Genomic DNA, 20,085 nt, shown 5'->3' with positions numbered 1-20,085 from the left:
TATAATGCTTTTTTCGCCTTTGTTATGTACAACATTTACATTTTATTATTATTTAAATAAACAAAAATTTTATATTTACTAATTAATAGAATGTTTTCATAAATTTTTTTTAAATATAATGAATAAACTTTTCACACTTTTCTTATTAATATTTGTTATTCACTATACAAGTTTCTCACAAAATGATTCTCTCGTGCTAAATAACGGAGATTTTATTGTAGGAGACTTAAAAAGTATGTTCAAGGGTGTTTTGACTATTGAACCATCATATTCAGACTCAGATTTTAAAATTAAATGGAAAGACGTTAAAGAATTAAAGGCAACTCAGCGTTACTTCATAGCGCTTTCTGATGGGCTAAGAACTAATGGAACATTAAAAAGTTCAGGTATTGGAAAACTAATAATTCACAAAGGGGAAGGGGATTACCTAACTGTTAATCAAAGTGATGTTGTTTACATAAAAAGTATAGATAGTGGTTTTTTAAGCCGTCTTTCTGCTAATATAGATTTTGGTTTCACATTAACTAAAGCTAATAACCAACAACAACTAAACGGTAATTTAAGGATGGGATATTTGGCGGATAAGTGGACGACTAGACTATTTTATAACACGTTATTGACCAAACAAGATGATGCGTCAGATATACGGAGAAATGATGCTGGAATTGAATTTCTCTATATTTTGCCTGAAGATTGGGTTCTTGGCGCAAGCGTAAATCTACTATCAAATACAGAACAATCCTTAGACTTACGCTTAACAAGTAAAATGGGAATTGGTAATTATTTAAAATATTCTAATACGATGTATTGGAATGTTTTGGCTGGTTTTGCGTATAATACTGAAAGCTTCTTACCTATTTTAAATCCAGAGCAAGGAATTACTACAACAACACCGAATAGAAAATCATTTGAGGGATTTTTGAAAACAGAATTAAACATATATGATCTCGGTGATTTAGAGCTTTTCACCAATATAATTCTATACCCTACAATTTTTTCAGATACCAATGTTAAGTCTGGTCGCACTAGAGTAGACTTTAGATTCGATGTAAAGTATGATGATCTCTTTATTGAGGATTTTTACATCAGAGCAGGTTATAATCTCAATTATGATAATAGACCAGCTGAAGCAGGAAAAGCATTAGATTATATCTTTACTACAGGATTTGGCTGGGAATGGTAAATTCTACTACAATCAAAAAAACACCAAACTTGGTATTAGGGTTACCTTTTATAAACTTGTTTACCCTCTTTATAAGTTTCTAAAACTATAATGTTTTTTATTTCTTCTTCAGGCACTTTTAAAGGGTTTTTATCAAGAATAACTAAGTCGGCAAGCTTACCTTTTTCAAGAGTTCCTTTGGTGTCTTCTTCAAAATGCTGATAGGCTGACCAATCTGTAATGCCTTTGAGCGCTTCGTAGGGAGTTGTCTTCTCATCCGCACCAATCACTTGACCTGAACGGGACTTTCGCTCAACTGAAATCCCGACCATCCTCATTAAATTTGGCAGGGCTACAGGTGCATCTGTATGGATGGTTATCCTCAAACCTTTATCCAAGGCTGTTCTGGTAGGACTGATAGAGTTTCCAAGGCTATCTCCAATAATCTGTTTGTGCCAGTCTCCCCAGTAATAGGTATGTAGCGGAAATAATGAAGCAATGACATTCAATTCCATAAAAGAATCAAGTTGATCTTCCCGAACATATTGACCGTGGATAAGAACACTTCTTCGGTCATCATTTCCAAATTCTTCTATGGCAGGCTTCATTGTACGTATCATCTGGTCCATTGCCGCATCACCATTGCCATGGGTGAAAACTTAACAGTTGTTTTTAAACGCTTTTTTATACAATGACGTCACAACACTATCACTAGGAATTGCTGGATAACCGCTGTAATCTAGGTCTGCCCCATCTGGTGGAATTAAATACGGCTGAGTTTGCCAAACTGTTCTTCCCTATGGAGATTCATCAAGTGTTAAAAAGATGCAAAGCACAGCAAGTAATTAATTACGTTTTATTCACATAATAATTCCTATTTAATCATTTTTATAAACGCTTTTGCCTTCTTCTATGCATTCTGTAATCTTTGTTGAATGTATTTGCATTGGATTTATTTTTAATGAGTTTTCATCAAAAATAAACAAGTGGGCCAAAGCTTACTTTTTCAAACGTTTACTTTCATTTATTCTCGTAATTTGGCCCATATTTCAACTTTTGCCCTTTTAGTAAATATGATATTCCCAGCTGAGTCATAATCAATTTCTAATTCTTTTAATTTAGTATCATTTCCAGGTAGCTTAAACGCAAAAGATGACATCCCATTGGTAAAAACACCGGTGCCTTTTGGAGAGAATTCTTTTTCTGTGCCGTCGGACATTTTGACGCGTAGCTTTTTAAGCTTAACGGTTCCCCGAATACACTTTAACTTTATTGTAGAAATGTTTTGTTTTTTGCCAAGCATATTGACTTTATCTGTTTCAGCCATGTAAGACACAGTTTTTTCCGATAGTTTTATCCAACCCTTTTCTTCAGACTGCGCGAAGGAACGAAGCCCAAACGCAACAATCAATACCAGAGCTAATAGAATACTTTTTTTCATTTTATTGATATTTTAATTTTGTTAACCGACAACAGCGGTTCAATTCTTTGAGTGTTTTCAATCCAACTTATTTAAATTAATCATAACCTTTTTGGTCAAAAAGAACTGTACAACCATACCAGATTTGATCTTGGTGATAGGATTTATTCTTAATTTCGGTTAAGCCATTTAGCTTCAGGCGGTTGGTTTAAATTGCCCACAACGACCTGCTAAACGCAGTTCAGGTATGATAACGAAGATACAATAAAATGGATAAAAATGCCATGATATTGGACTGTTGGCATCATGGCATTGTTTGTCAATTAGATGGCGCAGCTATCGTGGATTGCCATTTTATTGAATTGGGAGTTAGAGTGCCTGATCCAAATTGCATTTAGCTCCGTGTTATGGCACGTTGAGCACTTGAGTGCGTCAGCTGGAGCTGTAGATAATAGAAAGGGTTTTAGCAATTTGGTTTAGCAGGTCGTTATGGTCACACTTGCTTGTGGGGCGGGAGTGCGCAGCACGTAGCCACGCAAGTCAGCTTCAGCTGATTGTGACCATAACGGTTTGTGCAAATGCAGTAACCGACGTTTGGAGGATGTTGGCATTTTGCACATTGTTGGCATCAGTTATCTTCTTTTTAATCTCCTTTTAGAAAAGCCAATACTTCTTCATTTTCTTCATTCATCAAAATCAAATTCAGTCCTTCTAATTTATAAAAGGCTACTTGATTAATTGCTTTGATAAAAGCCTCAGCAGTATCCATTTTATGGCACATTTTCTTGGTGGAGGCAAGATTTCCAAAAACAATTTGGTTTTCGGTCACTTTCTTTATCCCTCCTGAGTATTGATTGCATCCATCATATCCGAACACCTTCAGGTCGGTTAGGTTAATTTCCATTCTCGGTATCGGTGACATACGGTTAATGGGGTTTCCATTTATTCTTGTAGTTACCCAAATATCATGAAGTCTTTGATTTGGATTATTTGGCTTTTCTTTTATGAATTCAAGAATTTTCTTTTCCGTTTTATCAAAAAATATAACCGTCTCGCCTTGTATTTGATAAGTCGATATGGAGTTAAGTGTTTTTTGAAACTCAGGTTCAACATTTTTGTTGATGCACGCTTTTTTAGTACCTGCCACTGTTCCTAAAGATATTTCGGAAGCAGTCAGAGTCTCTATTTGACCTGTAAAATTATTGCAACCTCCATTTGCTGCCAATACTTTTTTAGAGAGTTCAATGGTGATAGTTGGTATAGCTACCATTCTGTTAAGTGGTGCATTGTTCAGTTTTACTAAAGTCCAATCACCGTTCAGTTCTGAGCGAATATCTTTTTGCTTATCCAATACTTTTATAAGTTCGTATTTAATAGAAGAGCCGTCAGCAGGTACTTCGTTTTTATCTAATCGGGTTTCCTTGACCTCAATCTTTTGAAGATAACCTTCTTCAAATTCAAAGCCTTTTATAGAAGCATAGAAGTTTTCCCAATTAGGGTTGTTTATATCTTCTCCCCTATAAATGTTTAAACATTGCATTTTCCCTGCTCCCGCAGAACATTCGGTTTTTATACCGCTTACCCAGAAAACTTTATTCATTTTGTTTGAGCATGATTGAATTAGTACCAGTAAAAATAAAATTAAAAGTAATTTTGTCAGATTCATTATTATTGATTTTACTTTTTTTAATTGATGCCAACGGCTTAGTATATACGCAGTGCGACCGTTTAGGGAGCATTGTCGTATATACTTTGTTGGCAACAGTTTTAGGTTATTTTAAGTTTGAAGTCTTATTGATACGAAATTGCCCTTTATGAACTACGCCCTTCACTTTAATATCTTTAATTTCGATTGAATTTATCTTAAAAGGATTTTTATCCAACAAAACAAAATCTGCTTGCTTTCCTTCTCTTATAGAACCAATTTTATCTTCCAAACTTAGCGTCCTTGCCGCAGAAATAGTTATTCCTTTCATGCCCTCAAATACACTAAGTCGTTGGTCTTGTGAGAATTTGTTCTCTTCAGAAGTAACACGGTTGATGGCGGTCCAAGCTAAAGTTAAAGGTTCTATGGGTGCCATGGCAAAATCTGAATGAAAGGATACTGGAATACTTCGGGAAACCAAAGATTTTGTTCTTACTAGATGCTCTCCTCTATCTTTTCCTAAGCCTATTTCAGAGTACTTATCTGCTAATGCCCATAAATAATAAGGGTTTACAGAAGCCTCAATTCTTAAATTTGCAATTTGTTCAGCCATTTTATCAGTAAAATAACCCATATGGTGTAAGGTGAGTTGGTGATCTGTGCGATAAATATTCTTCTGTAATTCTTCTACATTATCTACCACCATTTGTATACCTAAATCGCCATTGGCATGGATATGTATTTTATACCCATCTTCCCAATACAAATTCATTTGTTCTTTAAATAGGTTGAGTGGTGTCATCCATTCACCGTGATGACCATCTGTATAACCATCTTTCATTTGCATAAGCTGTGAATATATTGCCCCATCAGCAAAGAGTTTTATTTGTTTGGGCAAGAACTTAATATTATCAGTATTATATTTTTCTGCCAAAGCTTCAGCATAGTCTTTAGCTTGCTCATTGCTGTTTCCATTCATGCCGTATAACTGTGTTCCATTAGGAATTAAGTAGATGTCATAAGGAGGTTTTTTGTCCATTTCTGCTTTTAAATAGTTGTATTCCAAATCAAAATTTGAACTCGGAAAACCAGGCTCGGCTATGGTAGTAATACCATTTTTTAGAATTAACTGAGACATTTGATTTAATCCATTTAAGTATTTATCTTTAGCAAAGAACAGATGCCCAACTTTAGGTACTAATGCTAACCATCCTCCTTCAAAAAAGTGTCCTTTCTTCCAGTTTACTTGCGGATGGTCATTGAAGTCACCTTCTTGAATACCCATTTTTTCAATAGCAGCGTCATTCACAAATATTTCGTGAAAGGAACGGTGTATAATTCCGATGGGTTTATTAGGCGCTATTTTGTTTAAAATATCCCGATTAAGCTCTCCATGCCATAGCTGATGGTAACCCCAAATGAAGTAAATAGCGTCTTCGGTTGCATTATTATTAATTGACTTTGTGATTCTAGCAATGTAATTATCATGCCCAGAAACACCTTTTTTTGTCTCCGTCGGTAAAACCCAATCATATGGAGCAATAATGTCATTGGGTAATATAGTAGCTGCAATTGAAGGATGAACATGGGGCTCTATAAACCCAGGCATCATGGTTTCTCCGTTAAGGTTGTGTTTTTTTGCTTTTCCTTCAAACTGCTTAAAGGCTTCTTCTTTGCTACCCACAAATATGATTTTGCCTTCTCTTTGTACTACAGCTTCCACGTATTCGGGTTCATCTCCTTCCATTGTGATAATATCTCCACCATAGTAGATGGTTTGTTGTAGTTTGTAGGGTTCTGCTACGGCTTTTGTCTTGCTTTGATTATTTTTAGTATCGTTGTTACATGCCGATAATAATATAACAAATAGGCTTACCTGTAATAAATGTTGTGTTTTCATTTTAATTATTGTTTTAGAAATAAAAAGTTGCCCCTGTTCTAATGGTATGTACATTTTGCGTGAATAAGGGGTAATATCCAATATTTAGTTTTAGCTTATTGGGTTTTGCCATATAGTTAAAATTGAACTCTCCTGACCACAATGCATCATCTAAAATTGTTACAATTGGGTTGACAAATACAAAAGCTCTTTTACTAAATTTGACACTCATATTGGTTTGAATGTTAATGCCATTTTGAGACTCTCCATCAAATTTTGAAGGTTCTGTGATATGAACATATCCGATGCCAGGAAACAAGGCAATCTGCTTTGTAAGCACCATTCCAACTACTAACCCTCCAGAAAGTGTCCAAGAGCTACTGCCTAATCCTTTATCAAACTTTCCTGTTGGAATGGTTATGTCTGCATATGGTGCAATGGCAATTATGTTTTTTGATAGATTCCTTTTAGCGGCATGAAAGTATCTTATTCGTGTATCTGACAATCCAAACTCTTCTGTGCCTGAATTGTATAACAGAGGGAATTCAACTAACAGTAGATTATCAGGGTCAAAAGTATACTGTGCATTTATTCTTGTACCATAAATGTTATCTCCAGATTTATGGTTTTGATATTCCAAAACAGTATTTATTTGAGTGTATAAATTAGTAGGTTTTGAAGCATCTACTTCCGTTTCTTGGGCTAAGATATTTTCAAAAAACAGTAACACAGTCAAAATGCATATTATTATTTTCATCAGTTAAGTTTTAATTGTTGCCAACTAGTTTATATACGTATATTTTTGCTTTATAGCTTCCTTTTTTGGAAGGATATGCGGAATAATAATTGTTTTTTATATGACTATGATTCAGCAATTTTTAAAAGCAATTTTTTCATTTAAACCAAAAATAATAAAAATTTATAAATTCTCAAAAGGATTTTTAATATTTGATAATTTCTTGCTAGAAACATGCGTGTAAATCATCGTGGTTTTCGGACTACTATGCCCTAACAACTCTTGAATATAGCGAATATCAGTGCCGTTTTCTAACAAATGTGTAGCAAAACTATGACGTAAAGTATGTAAAGTAACAGGTTTATGAATTCCTGATAAGTGTAAGCTCTTCTTTAATACTTTTTGCGAGCTCGTAGCCGAATACATCAACCCATTTTTTCCTTCAAATAAAAAATGGGTTGGTTTATATTGCTTATAATATGTTCGTAACAAAGTTAAAAATGAAGGAGCCAATAATGTGTATCGATCTTTTTTACCTTTTGCATTTTTAATATGAATAAGCATTCTTTTACTATCAATATCCTTTAACGTTAATTGTAAGGCTTCACCAATTCGCAATCCGCCAGAATACAATAAGCTAAGCAGGGTTTTGTGTTTTAAATTATGAGTGTTATCTAATAACAACTTAACTTCCGAAAGACTTAAAACCACAGGTAATTTCTTTTCTTTTTTAGGACGTTGAATAGCTAAGCTCTCTATTTCTAAGTTTTTATATTCTAAATATTTTTTAATACCGTTAATACATTGATTTTGGTAAGAAATAGATCGGTTTTTTCGTACAATAAAATCGTAATTAAATTGCTCTATTAGCCTTTTGTTATAGTCAAAGTTGTTTTTTAAAACACAATATTTAATAAAAAAGTGAGCTACTTCAATATAAGTATTTACAGTATTTTCACTATACCTTTTTTCTTGAAGCCAACGTTTAAATCGTTTTATATCAGTCAATTTTTCATAAGGAATAATAACCGTGTGTATATCATTTTTTTGAGGAAGAGAATTTATGACGCTCCAATTGTTGTTTTTTATATGCTTAAGAAGTTTTTCTTCGTTTTTTAATGAATAAGGAATGTAAAAAGTTTTATGAGTTTTACTCCATTTTAACGTTTCAATAGATTTTATAGATGTCTTTATATCATCATGATAGCCAAATTTAATAGCAATTTGTAAATGTCCTTTATGATTAAAGAGGCATAAGGTAATTTCTTTGGATAACTTTTTCATACTGCAACTATTACACTATCAAAAATAGCAAAAAAATATTTTATTTGATAATAAGGGCTTTATAAGCACAATTGTTAAAACCCTCGTTGTCGTTTGGCTTCAAAAGTTAAGATAGCTGCAGCAACCGATACATTCATGGAATCAATTTCACCTTGCATTGGGATGTTAATATTTTGAGTAGCCTCGTCTCGCCAAATTTGTGTTAAGCCTGTAGCTTCGGTACCTACTACCAAAGCCGTAGCTTTTGTGTAGTCGTTTTTATGGTATTCGTTTGAGTTTTGTAGCGTAGCACTATAAATATGGATGTTGTGCTTTTGTAAAAAAGCAATAATTTCTTCAGAAGAACCTACACCAATTTGATTGGTAAACACACAGCCTACACTAGAGCGAATGATGTTGGGATTGAATATATCCGATTTAGGATTTGCAATAAAAACAGCATCTACATTCGCAGCATCGGCAGTACGTAACATCGCACCTATATTTCCTGGCTTTTCAATACCTTCCATAACCAAAACGAGTGGAGTAGTGGTGTTGAATTCAATAGCGTCTAAATCAAAACTTTTAGATTTAACCACAGCAATAATGCCTTCGGTAGTATCGCGATAGGCAAGTTTTTGATATACTTCTTTCGTAATTTCGATGCAATTAGCCGTTTGGTTTTTTATTTCAGTTAGATTTTCTTCTGTGAAAAGTTCAGGTACAAAAAGTACAGTGTCAATTTCATATCCACCTTTGAGTACTAACGAAATTTCGCGTTGTCCTTCAACTAAAAAAAGTCCTTTTTTCTTACGTTCACGCGATTTTTCTTGAAGCTTTAAAAGCTCTTTTATATAGGCGTTTTGTGTACTGCTAATCTGTTTCATTCTTGCAAAAATACGAATATAGACTTAATCAATTACCTAGAGAGAAATACATGAGTGTAGAAAAGAAATGATTTAAAGTCAAGTCACAATAAATTAACTATTTGGCTATCGTTCTACGATAAAAAAAGCTCGGTTGCCCGAGCTTTTTTGAGAAAAAATTATTGTCATTTCAAACATAAGTGAAATGGAAGGAGAAATTTGAATTAGATTTAGCTTCACTGAACCTTGCGGTTTCTAGCTATTACTCGAAATGACTAGATGAATTGTTATCTAGATTCCTTCGCCAAACTTCCTCAGAATGACGTTCTATTGATTTTTATATTTATCAGAATAACGTTTCCATAATTTGGTTTGGTGCGATTCTAAACTAATCTTTCTTCCTTGAATAAAAGCTTCGTTTAAAATATTTGTACGCATATCTAAAGCATCTCCTTCAGAAATAAATAGGGTAGCATCTTTACCAACTTCTAAAGTACCTACTTTATCATCAATTCCTAATATCTTGGCATTATTACCTGTAATTAGCTGAACTGCTTTTTCTTTATCTAATCCGTAAGCAGCGTAAGTACCTGCATAAAAAGGAAGGTTACGCGTACTCATACGTTCCATTTCTCCTTCCATACCTAAACCTACTAAGATACCTGCATCAGCTAATATTTTAGCTGCACGATAAGGTCTGTCATAATCAGTATCTTCACCATTAGGTAAACGGTGCGCACGTTCTAAAATAACAGGAATGTTGTTAGCGTTTAATAAATCGGCTACTTTTTCAGCTTCTTGTCCGCGTACGATTACGATGTTTTTAATACCTAATTCTTTACAAGTATTTACCGCGTCGGTAATTCCTTTTTTACCAGATACGTGTACAAACATTTTTTGAGAACCGTTTAAAACACCTTGTAAAGACTCATAAGGTAAGTTTTTAGTAGACTTATTGCTGGCTAAATAGCTTTTTGCGTTGGCAAAAAAGTCTTTAAATTCCTCAATGTTTTTTTGATAGTTTTTATTTGGTTTTAAACCAGGATCTTCCCCCATCCACCAACGACCACGGCTAAAAGCATTAGGCCAATTCATGTGAATTCCGTCATCAGTTTTGATAGAAGCGTCTTCCCAATTCCAAGCATCTAGTTGAACGATAGAAGAGGTGCCAGAGATAACTCCACCACGAGGCGCTACTTGTGCCATTAACACTCCGTTAGGACGCATCGTTTCTACTACTTTGCTTTCGGTATTGTAAGCTATAATACTACGTATGTGAGGCAACATGGTACCAACTTCGTCAACATCTCTTGTAGCACGAACGGCATCTATTTCAGCTAATCCTAAAGAGGTGTTTGCAGCAATAAATCCTGGATATACATGTTTTCCTTTTGCATTAATAACGGTACCCATGCGGGCAATTTTCATTTTAGCACTTCCTACAAACTTAATTTTTCCGTTAGAGAACATAATTAAAGAGTTTTCAATCACTTCTCCATTACCTAAATGTGCCGTAGCACCTTCAATAGAATAATCTTGAGTTTGCTTAGGTGCTGGTGTTTGTTGGGCTAGCATGTTTCCTAAGAATAAGAAACATACCAAACTATATATTAATTTAATTTTCATGTTTTGTATTTTTAAGTTCTTATTCTGTATCACAGTGAAATAATTTTTGAGTTTTTTTCTTAGGAGCTTGTGTTTTACCACCTTTTAACTTCTCTTGTAACATCATATTGATCAATTTAGCACGTTCTGCTTTGATAGCTTTACGTTTTTCTAAATCTTTTTCAATATCGAAGTATACTGCTCCATCAATAATTGTTTTCTCTGCTTTTGAGTACACAGATAAAGGATTTCCGCTCCATAGAACTACATCGGCATCTTTACCAACTTTAATACTTCCTGTACGATCGTTTAAGTGCAATAATTTTGCAGGATTGATAGTTACCGTAGCCCAAGCTTCTTGCTCGCTCATTCCACCGTACTTTATCAATTTAGCAGCTTCTTGGTTTAATCTACGAGACATTTCAGCATCATCAGAATTAATAGCAACGGTAACTCCTTGGTTGTGCATAATTGCCGCGTTGTAAGGAATAGCGTCGTTTACTTCATACTTGTATGCCCACCAGTCAGAGAAAGTAGAACCACCAACTCCGTGTTCTTTCATTTTATCAGCAAGTTTATATCCTTCTAAAATATGAGTAAATGTGTTGATGTTAAAGTTGAATTGTTCAGCTACCTTCATCAACATATTAATTTCTGATTGAACATAAGAGTGACAAGAAATGAAACGCTCTTTGTTAATGATTTCAGCTAAGGTTTCTAACTCAATATCTTTACGATACGGTTGTCCACTTTTCTTTTTAGCATCGTATTCTTTAGCTCTTTGGAAGTAATCGATATATACTTGTTCAACTCCCATACGAGTTTGTGGGAAACGAATGGTGTTAGAATCTCCCCAGTTAGATTGTTTTACGTTTTCACCTAAAGCAAACTTGATAAATTTAGGGGTATTGTTGTATAATAATCCGTCAGCATTTTCTCCCCATTTTAGTTTAATAATAGCAGAGCGTCCTCCAATAGGATTGGCTGAACCATGTAAAATTTGAATAGAAGTAACACCACCAGCGATGTTTCTATAAATATTAATATCGTTAGGATTAATCACATCTTCAATAGTTACTTCAGCAGAAGAATTATGACCTGATTCGTTAATTGCTGACGCAGCAATATGTGAGTGTTCATCAATAATACCAGCGGTAAGGTACTTACCTGTTCCGTCAATAATTTTTGCACCTCTACTAGATAAATTAGATCCTATTTTTGAAATTTTTCCGTCTTTGATTAACACGTCAGTATTGTTCAATACTTCGTTGTTTTCAGAAGTCCAAACAGTAGCATTTTTAATTAAAATAGTTTCGTTTTGAGGCTTAGCAGCGTTACCATAACCTACATTAGGGAAAGAAACAGCAAAAACTTCAGGTGTTTTGTCGTCTTTTTTATCTTTTTTCTTTTTCTCATCTACTTTTGAAGTATAAGTAGCTGACCATTTACTTTCGTTTCCGTTATTATCAATAGCGGTACCTTTAATTTGTTTATTGTCTAATTGACCCGTTAAGCGTGTAAAATTATCACCTTCTCTTAGAGTGATGTTTATCCAATCATTAGCAAATGAAAAGTTTGAATTGATTTTCTCTTCACCTTTTTTAATTTCTGCAGTTTGTTTAGCTCCTGAACCTGTAATTGCCATGGTATACGTTGAACCATTAACATTTAAGGCATAATTACCCGTAATATCTTTGATATCCATTGGATTGATAACATTCTTAGCTCCTTGAACCCAGTTTTCAAATAGGGTAGTTTTTGAATCAAAAATATCTCCAGAAGTAATTAAAAAGTTAGCATAGCTTCCAGCTTTTAAGTTTCCTATTTTAGTATTATTTAAAATGTTAGCAGGAACCGTTGTCAATGCTTCTAAAGCAGTAGTTTTATCTAATCCGTGAGCAATGGCTTTTTGTAAATTAGCATTAAAATCTTTTACATTTTTTAAATCATGTGTAGTTAATGCAAAAGGAATTTTATTTTGAGCAAACACAGCAGGATTTGAAGGCTCTTGATTCCAAGCGCGCATATCACTCAACGCAATTTTATCCGTTAAAAATGGGTTAGATACATCGTAAGCTTTTCTAAAATTAATAGGAAGGATATAAGTAGCATTGGTTGCTTTTATATCATTAATTCTTTCGTACTCATTTCCTCCACCTAAGATAGTGTATTGAATACCGAATTCATCTCCAATTTTATCAGCTCGTAAATTATCTAAATAACCACCTGCATTAAAAATTTGTGGTAAGTTTTTGTTATTATTTAAAGCTTCTAAAGCTAAGTCAGTATTTTTAGCATTTCCATTAGCATACCAATCAGCATCTAAATAGGTTTGGCGCAGTAAAGCCATAGTTCCCATACGTGAAGTTGGGTAACTTTGACGTGATTTTACACTTTTAGAAAACGACAAGTAGTTCCCTGATTTTTTATCTAGAATTCGATACGCGTCAGTATTGTTCGGATTTAAGGCAACTAGCATTCCGTTACCTCGCATTATACCGTCTGCTACGTGTGTATTAACAGCACCGAAACCTAAAGACAATAATTCTTTGGCTTTTTTAGCATCAAAGTTAAACTCAGCAGCAGCATCTACATCAGGACGAATATGATCGTTCCAATAATATCCTTTTCTGCCAGCATCGTATTGAGGTCCTTGTCCGCGACCACCTTCTCTTTTTGGTTTTTCAATACCAAAAGTGGTATAAACATCTACAAAAGAAGGATAAATAGATTTGCCATCAAGATCGATAGTTTGTGCTTCGTTAGGAATGGAAACAGATTTTCCTACAGAAACCACTTTTCCGTCTTTTACAAGTAATGTTCCTTTTTTTATTACTTGATTAGGAGTAACATAAATGGTAGCATTGGTAAATGCATACACATTGTTTTTGGATGACTTTACTCCTGTGTTAGTAGGAAAGTACTCTTGTGCAAAAGAACTACTAATACACAAGGATAAGAGTAAGAATAGTATTTTTTTCATTGATTATTGAGTTGATTAGTTTATAAAAGTATGTAGTAAAAAAGGAATAAAATTCCTTTTAACAAAACATTAAGAATTAGTTAAGAATTAATTTCCCAATTTTTTCGTGACCTGATAACCAAGCAGTATTGCTGTCTACAAATTGAATAGTATAGTATTCTTCTTTACTAACATCCGTCCAAGTGTGTCCACCATCATTAGAAAATGAAACGCCAGTTTTTCCAACCGCAAAAACTTCTTTACCGTTAGTATTAGGTACATATTGCACACAGCTTTTATAATTAGGGTTCGTGTTGTTAGCTACAAGTGTCCATGTTTTTCCTCCATCAGAAGTAACTGCTTTGTTAGCAAGATTATCTTCAGGTTTTGAATAGTTTCCTCCGATGGCGATTCCGTGGTTTTCATCGTAAAAATCGATTGAGTAAATTCCTTGTGGACCATCTCCCTGAACTATTGGTGTGTCAAAAATCTCCCAAGTGTTTCCAAAGTCGGTAGATTTTAAAATACGTGCTTTTGTTCCTCCAGATCCAATCCAAACCGCGTTGTTTACTATCGAAATGTTGGTGTTACTAGCGGCAAAAAAGGCTTCACCTTCTTCAAAAGTTGGTAATTGAGAGCATGGTAGTTTAGTCCAAGTATTTCCTCCATCCGAAGTAAGAATAATAGATGGACAATCTTCTGTAGGATCACCAACTGCAATTCCGTGCTTTCCATCGGCAAAGAATTTCATACTGTCGTAAAATACTTTTTCATTTTTTTCAATATAAACCAATTGAAACTCTTCTTGACTTTTTTTGTATAGAAGAGCTGGATTAGCTACCGATAGAACAAAAACATTGTTATTATTTTGAGCAATACTTCTAAAATGTGGGATGATAGAATCATTGTATTTCAGTTTTTGAGTGCTCCAAGTTTTACCTCCATCTTCAGTGGTTGTAATATCTCCTATAGAACCAGCATAGGTTAGTTTATTGGCATCAATAGCTAGTATAGCTCTAATGCTAGTGCTGTCTCGCTTTATTTCTGTAATCGTAACAGAGTTAATAGTTCTTGGGGTGTATTGTTTTTCAGTTTTACAAGAAATTAACACGCAAAAGAGAAAGAAAAGTACAGATAGTTGTTTCATGTGTTTGGTTGCTTTTTTTTGATATTTTTACAGAACTAAAAATAGATAAATCAAACTTAATTCAATGAAAAAAGCCTTGGTAATTTCTGGAGGAGGAAGTAAAGGAGCGTTTGCAGGCGGAGTTGCACAATACTTAATGAAGCATAAAAATAAAGATTACGATATGCTTTTAGGTACTTCTACAGGTAGTTTAATGGTATCGCATTTGGCTTTAGGTATGGTTGATGAATTGAAAGAGGTATATACTTCGGTAGATCAAAAAGCTATTTTTAGTAACAGTCCGTTCAGAGTAAAATCAGTACATGGTGAAAAGGTGGTGTCAATAAGACATAGAAACACGTTTTGGAACTTTTTAAATGGAAGTAAAACCTTTGGGGAGAGTAAAAATTTACGTAAGCTCATAAAAAATAGCATAACCAAAGAAATGTATGATGAGATTAGAAGATTGAACAAAGAAGTTGTAGTAACAGTTTCCAATTTAACAGCGAATCAAATTGAATACAAGTCGATTTTAGAGTGCGAATATGAAGATTTTTGCGATTGGATTTGGGGTTCATGTAATTATGTGCCGTTTATGAGTTTGTTAGAAAAAGATCACTGTCAGTATGCAGATGGAGGTTTTGGAAGTTTAATACCTATACGAGAGGCAATTTCTAGAGGAGCTACAGAGGTAGATGCAGTAATTTTGGCTACCGAGGTAACACAAATGAATAGATTGCCAGCAAAGAACCCATTTTCATTGATGATGGACACGTTTGATTTCATGTTAGAAAATGTAGAGCGACATAATATTACCATAGGAAAACTATCAGCAAAACAGCACGATGTAAAGTTAAATTTATACTATACACCAACGGTTTTAACTACAAATTCTCTAGTATTTGATAAAGAGAAAATGAAACAATGGTGGAAGTCAGGATATAATTATGCTAAAAAGCTAAATGATGATAGAATGACAGAGTTTAGACCAGAAATGGTAGATAATCAGGAAATCGAAGAAGGAATAGAAAACAATTAAGTATGAAGTTTGGAAAGGTAGAACACCCTGAGTTAATAGATTTTACATTACCTGAAACTCACCCTAAAACAATAGAGTTATTAAGTTCTTATGAAAAGAGTGATAAACCAAGTGTTTTTGTAGGATGTGCTAAGTGGAACAAAGCCGATTTAAAAGGGTTTTATCCGAGAGGCACAAAAGATGAATTAGAATATTATTCGAAGCAATTTAATTCTATCGAATTAAACGCTACTTTTTATCGTCAATTTTCTGCGGAACAATTTGCTAAATGGAAAGAAAAGACTCCAAAAGGGTTTAAGTTTTTTCCAAAGTTAGGGCAGGAGATAAGCCATTGGAAACGACTAGAAGGTGTTCAAGATGCGGTGAATATTTATTTAGATAATGCTTCAAATTTAGAAGAAAAATTAGGAACCATCTTTTTACAATTACATTCTAATTTTGGACCTAAAAATTTTGATAAACTACAAAATTTTGCTGTGAGTTGGCCTAATGGAATTCCGCTTGCCATAGAAGTTCGTCACCCTGATTGGTTTGAAGATATAGAAGTGTTTGATGAATTCACTCAGTTGTTAGAAGAAAATAATATAGCTAATGTACTGGTTGATACGGCAGGTAGACGGGATATGGTACACATGAGATTGACCAATAATGAGGCTTTTATACGTTATGTAGGAGCAAATCATCCAACAGATTATTCACGTTTAGATGAGTGGGTAGAAAGACTAAAAGAGTGGAGCGATTTAGGATTACAAAATATTAATTTTTTCATTCATCAAAATTTAGAAGTAGAATCTCCTTTGTTAGCAGCATATTTTATAAAAAAGTTGAATAAGGAACTAGGAGTTAATTTAAAAATACCTAATGAAGAAAATAATCAACAAATGAGTTTGTTGTAATAAAAAAGCTAACGAATATTAATAATAACTATGACAAATGAAAATATACAAGAATTTATAGACAGGTTGAATAATGGTCAGTTTAAAGATACTATTTTATTAAGACAAATTAGTGAGTATGTTTTTGTGTCAAAAGTAAGGCAAAAGAAAAATGATTTAAGAAATGAACCTAAATTTTCATTAACTTATTATGACTTTTTTTTTATTAAAAATGATAATGGGGAATTTGTAGGTGCTGTAGTAGATATGTATTCAGATTTACATTGGTACATTACACCAAAAAATAGAAAAAAAGGATATCTAGTTAATGCTTTAAGAAGTGCTATTTTACCTTACATATTTTATGATGATAATAAAAATTTAGAAACTCAAAGAATTACTATCACTAAATCAGAAATAGGAGAATTAAACTATCATAATTCTAAAAAAGTAGCATTAAAATTAGGTTTTAAGGCGACCAATAAAGAAGAGTCTGAATTTTTACTTACCAGAGATAGTTTTGATTGGTCTGAAGAAAATATCAATGAGATAAATACATGTTTGAATGAAGAAAAACTTAATGAGTTTAGAAAAAGAATATCATATATTTATCAAGATTTAGAATCTATGACACATGAGTTACAAATGGCGTATGGAGATATTTATGAGCTTGAAAGTTTGAAAGAACTCTCAAATAAATTATGTTGTTCGAAAGCGACGATTGAAGATATTATTTGGGAAAACAATAAAGTTTATAACAAAAGAAGACCTTAGTTGTTCAGAAAAATAAAATCCAGCTGAATAAGCTGGATTTTATTTTATATCGTTTTGTTCTTTATTTCAACTCCACATACATATTGTTATAATCAGGGCGCATCATATTTGAATTCCATGATGGAGAAATTTGATAACCTTTTCGCAATGTTGGTAGTCCTTTAGCTCCTGTTGTAATATATTGTATTGTTCTTTCTAATAAAGGTTCTGTGGGATCACCTAAGACACCTAAATTCCCAGGATCTTCATCTATAAGAATATCAGGAGTAAATCCTTCAGGAGAATTTTCTCCATCAACATTTTGAATTTCAGAAACAATAGGCTGTAGAGCCCAAGTATGACTTTTTAAATTATCTCCATATCGAGTATAATCGTCAGAATCGTATAAAGTTATCGAACCAACATGCTTTCCATAAGTTTGAGCTCCTACCAGCTTAATATCAATATATGGTTTTAGAGAATTGATTACGACTTCAGAAGCTGAGGCAGAATTACCAGAAACAATAAAATATACCGTTGTTAAATTCAAACTGTTAATGGTTTCTTCTAACACAATAGTTCCTTGCGAATTTGTATTTTTAATTTGATTCGTAAAATTGTTGATGAATGATTCAGCAGGGCGAGAGTTCATTACTTTTTGATTCCATAGTTGTTTTGCAAACAACTCATCAGTAAATTGTCCAGTAATCATACTACCTAAATAGGTAGCGGTTTGTAGAGAACCACCACCATTGTAACGTAAATCGATAATTAAATCGGTAATTCCGGCAGCTTTAAAGTTGGCAAATTCGGCATTTAAATCTCCATCGAAATCTTTAGAGAATTGATTGTAGAGTAAATAACCAATTGTATGACCCCCATTTGTAATTACATTGCTTACTTTAACAGGGTTTTCAGTTACTTGTGATTTGTTAACTGTGATAGTTGTTCCATTACTAATAGGATTTCCTCCGTTATAATCCGCCAAATGAATGGTAAATGTTTCATTGGCAAATAAATCATTTACATTAGCCCTAGTTAAAGTTGTTCCGTTAACTTCAGTAATAATCATACCTCTAGTTACTCCTTGCATTTCAGCATCAGAGCCATTAACAACATCGTATACGTAGACATAATAACCACCAGAACCGTCAGAAAAATCAGCACCTATAGCCTTCATACCACTTGTTAATCGTGTACCTGCAAAAGCCTGTTCAAGGGCAATATAGTCGTCTACAATCCAAGAATAAGTTTTATTAGGGTCTTGTGGATATTCATTATCCATATACAATAAGCTATAAAAAAGATCTACTGGGTCATCATAGCCCGATAAATAACTATATATTTCGTTATCGTTACTAAAACGTCTATCATCTAAATCAGGAACTAAATCTTGCCATAAGTAGTATGCATTTAAGCCTCTCCAAACAAAATGTTGAACTTCTATGTTTTTAGGGGCATCATCTTTTTCACTACAAGAAACAATAAGTATAGAAAATAAGAGAATAAGGGCTGTTTTTACTATTTTCATCTATTTTAGATTTTTGTAATTGTTTGTTTTATTAATGATTTAATCAAGTTATGTGAGTGTGGTATACCTAAATGCCCATTATGGACTTTTATAAGGAATGTGCTAACTGTAATACCAACGCAATTTAACGAATAATATTATTTTTTTTATTATTGATGTAACAAACTTGAAACTGCTTCGTCGTAGTTATGTAAGCCTGATAAATAAGAAGTGTTTATTTTAAAGGATTACGCAATTAATCAACTAAACAATGAACCAAACAGACTTTTTAAAAGTTGTATTACCATTTAAAGACAAAGTCTTTCGTTTAGCGAAAAGATTGTTGGTTTCTACAGAAGAAGCTGAAGACGCTACGCAAGAATTGTATTTTAAATTGTGGAGGAATCGAGAAAAACTGTCCGACTACAAAAATGTAGAGGCATTTGCAATGACGATGACAAAAAATTATTGTTATGATCGATTAAAATCGAAGCAAGCAAGTAATTTAACATTAGTGCATAGCAATTATAAAGAAAAAGAAACATCGCTAGAAAAGAAAGTAGAACATAACGATAGTGTAAACCAAGTACATCAGCTCATTGAAAAATTACCAGAACAGCAAAAAATAATCATTCAGTTACGTGATATCGAACAGTATGATTTTGATGAAATATGCAAAATGGTAGATATGAAACCTACCGCTGTAAGGGTAGCGTTATCAAGAGCGAGAAAAACAATAAGAGAAGAACTCATTAAAAAACATAACTATGGAGTTAGCTAACATAGAGAAGTTATTAGAAAAATATCTAGACGCAGAAACAACGTTGCAAGAAGAAAAGATGCTACAAGAGTATTTTACCTCAAACAATGTGGCACCTCATTTGCAAGAGTACAGTATGATGTTTGGTTATTTTAAACAAAGTAAAGATGAAACCTTTACCCAAACCATTCAGTTAAAACCTGAGAAAACTAAGAAGAACTGGAAATGGTTGTCGGTAGCAGCGTCAGTAGTCTTACTATTTAGTGTATTTATAGGTAACGAAGAATACCAAAAGTATCAACAACGTAAACAGTTTGCGCAAATTAAAGAAGCGTTACAACTAGTTTCAGTCAATTTAAACAAAGGAAACGAAGCTATATATGCCGTTTCAAACAACCTAAAAAAGGGAAGTGATGCAATTGAACATTTAGAAACCTATGAAGAAACAGTAAATAAAGTAATAAACACTGTAAATTAATAAAGA

General features: G+C 33.4%; 16 protein-coding genes and 1 pseudogene. 6 read left to right on the top strand and 11 right to left on the bottom strand.

The window, feature by feature from the left end; translation table 11 throughout:
- The first annotated feature begins 118 nt into the window (after positions 1-118).
- The gene (locus tag ACR9ES_RS02315) at positions 119-1,183 is read left to right on the top strand and encodes a DUF481 domain-containing protein (RefSeq protein ID WP_138259772.1); all 1,065 of its coding nucleotides are present in this window, start codon (positions 119-121) and stop codon (positions 1,181-1,183) included.
- A gap of 41 nt (positions 1,184-1,224) precedes the next feature.
- Here ACR9ES_RS02315 and ACR9ES_RS02310 read toward each other — a convergent pair.
- From ACR9ES_RS02310 to ACR9ES_RS02265, 10 genes and pseudogenes are all read right to left on the bottom strand, one after another.
- Positions 1,225-1,803, bottom strand: a pseudogene (locus ACR9ES_RS02310) (amidohydrolase family protein); the annotation flags it as partial.
- A gap of 383 nt (positions 1,804-2,186) precedes the next feature.
- The gene (locus ACR9ES_RS02305) at positions 2,187-2,603 is read right to left on the bottom strand and encodes a DUF2541 domain-containing protein (protein WP_138259771.1); all 417 of its coding nucleotides are present in this window, start codon (positions 2,601-2,603) and stop codon (positions 2,187-2,189) included.
- Positions 2,604-3,225: 622 nt separating this feature from the next.
- Positions 3,226-4,182: an META domain-containing protein gene (locus ACR9ES_RS02300; protein ID WP_435254951.1), complete on the bottom strand. Its 957-nt coding sequence runs from the start codon at positions 4,180-4,182 to the stop codon at positions 3,226-3,228.
- A gap of 172 nt (positions 4,183-4,354) precedes the next feature.
- Entirely contained in the window at positions 4,355-6,127 is a 1,773-nt protein-coding gene (locus ACR9ES_RS02295) for an amidohydrolase (RefSeq protein ID WP_435254950.1), read from the bottom strand.
- A gap of 13 nt (positions 6,128-6,140) precedes the next feature.
- Positions 6,141-6,863, bottom strand: coding sequence for a hypothetical protein (locus tag ACR9ES_RS02290; RefSeq protein WP_435254949.1), 723 nt, complete (start codon positions 6,861-6,863; stop codon positions 6,141-6,143).
- A 162-nt stretch (positions 6,864-7,025) separates the two neighbouring features.
- Positions 7,026-8,126 (bottom strand): tyrosine-type recombinase/integrase, encoded by a 1,101-nt coding sequence (locus tag ACR9ES_RS02285; RefSeq protein WP_435254948.1) that lies wholly within the window; start codon positions 8,124-8,126, stop codon positions 7,026-7,028.
- A gap of 74 nt (positions 8,127-8,200) precedes the next feature.
- Positions 8,201-8,992, bottom strand: a complete 792-nt coding sequence (locus tag ACR9ES_RS02280) for a TrmH family RNA methyltransferase (RefSeq protein ID WP_274634880.1) — start codon at positions 8,990-8,992, stop codon at positions 8,201-8,203.
- 306 nt (positions 8,993-9,298) lie between these two features.
- Entirely contained in the window at positions 9,299-10,597 is a 1,299-nt protein-coding gene (locus ACR9ES_RS02275; RefSeq protein WP_435254947.1) for an amidohydrolase family protein, read from the bottom strand.
- A gap of 19 nt (positions 10,598-10,616) precedes the next feature.
- The gene (locus ACR9ES_RS02270) at positions 10,617-13,559 is read right to left on the bottom strand and encodes an amidohydrolase family protein (protein WP_435254946.1); all 2,943 of its coding nucleotides are present in this window, start codon (positions 13,557-13,559) and stop codon (positions 10,617-10,619) included.
- 76 nt (positions 13,560-13,635) lie between these two features.
- Positions 13,636-14,685 carry an oxidoreductase gene (locus ACR9ES_RS02265; RefSeq protein WP_435254945.1) on the bottom strand — a complete coding sequence of 350 codons (1,050 nt, stop codon included), beginning with the start codon at positions 14,683-14,685 and terminating at the stop codon, positions 13,636-13,638.
- A 64-nt stretch (positions 14,686-14,749) separates the two neighbouring features.
- Here ACR9ES_RS02265 and ACR9ES_RS02260 point away from each other — a divergent pair, with 64 nt between their 5' ends.
- The 3 genes from ACR9ES_RS02260 to ACR9ES_RS02250 are packed head-to-tail and all read left to right on the top strand — an operon-like array spanning position 14,750 to position 17,352.
- A complete protein-coding gene (locus ACR9ES_RS02260; RefSeq protein ID WP_274640001.1) occupies positions 14,750-15,703 on the top strand; it encodes a patatin-like phospholipase family protein in 954 nt (317 codons plus the stop codon).
- A 2-nt stretch (positions 15,704-15,705) separates the two neighbouring features.
- Positions 15,706-16,599, top strand: a complete 894-nt coding sequence (locus ACR9ES_RS02255) for a DUF72 domain-containing protein (RefSeq protein ID WP_435254944.1) — start codon at positions 15,706-15,708, stop codon at positions 16,597-16,599.
- A gap of 30 nt (positions 16,600-16,629) precedes the next feature.
- Positions 16,630-17,352 carry a hypothetical protein gene (locus tag ACR9ES_RS02250; protein WP_435254943.1) on the top strand — a complete coding sequence of 241 codons (723 nt, stop codon included), beginning with the start codon at positions 16,630-16,632 and terminating at the stop codon, positions 17,350-17,352.
- 61 nt (positions 17,353-17,413) lie between these two features.
- Here ACR9ES_RS02250 and ACR9ES_RS02245 read toward each other — a convergent pair whose 3' ends face one another.
- Entirely contained in the window at positions 17,414-18,862 is a 1,449-nt protein-coding gene (locus tag ACR9ES_RS02245) for a S41 family peptidase (protein ID WP_435254942.1), read from the bottom strand.
- Between the two features lie 250 nt (positions 18,863-19,112).
- On the opposite strand from ACR9ES_RS02245, the gene ACR9ES_RS02240 reads away from it, so the two are divergent.
- Together ACR9ES_RS02240 and ACR9ES_RS02235 are read left to right on the top strand one after the other, a co-directional pair.
- A complete protein-coding gene (locus ACR9ES_RS02240) occupies positions 19,113-19,622 on the top strand; it encodes an RNA polymerase sigma factor (RefSeq protein WP_028891866.1) in 510 nt (169 codons plus the stop codon).
- Positions 19,609-20,079, top strand: a complete 471-nt coding sequence (locus ACR9ES_RS02235; RefSeq protein ID WP_274634871.1) for a hypothetical protein — start codon at positions 19,609-19,611, stop codon at positions 20,077-20,079. The genes ACR9ES_RS02240 and ACR9ES_RS02235 overlap by 14 nt, the downstream gene beginning before the upstream one ends.
- Positions 20,080-20,085 lie beyond the last annotated feature (6 nt).

Source organism: Tenacibaculum sp. A30, assembly GCF_051200845.1.
Taxonomy (GTDB): Bacteria; Bacteroidota; Bacteroidia; order Flavobacteriales; family Flavobacteriaceae; genus Polaribacter.
The sequence above is the reverse complement of the archived record's forward strand: the minus strand, read 5'-3'. Positions and strand labels throughout refer to the sequence as shown.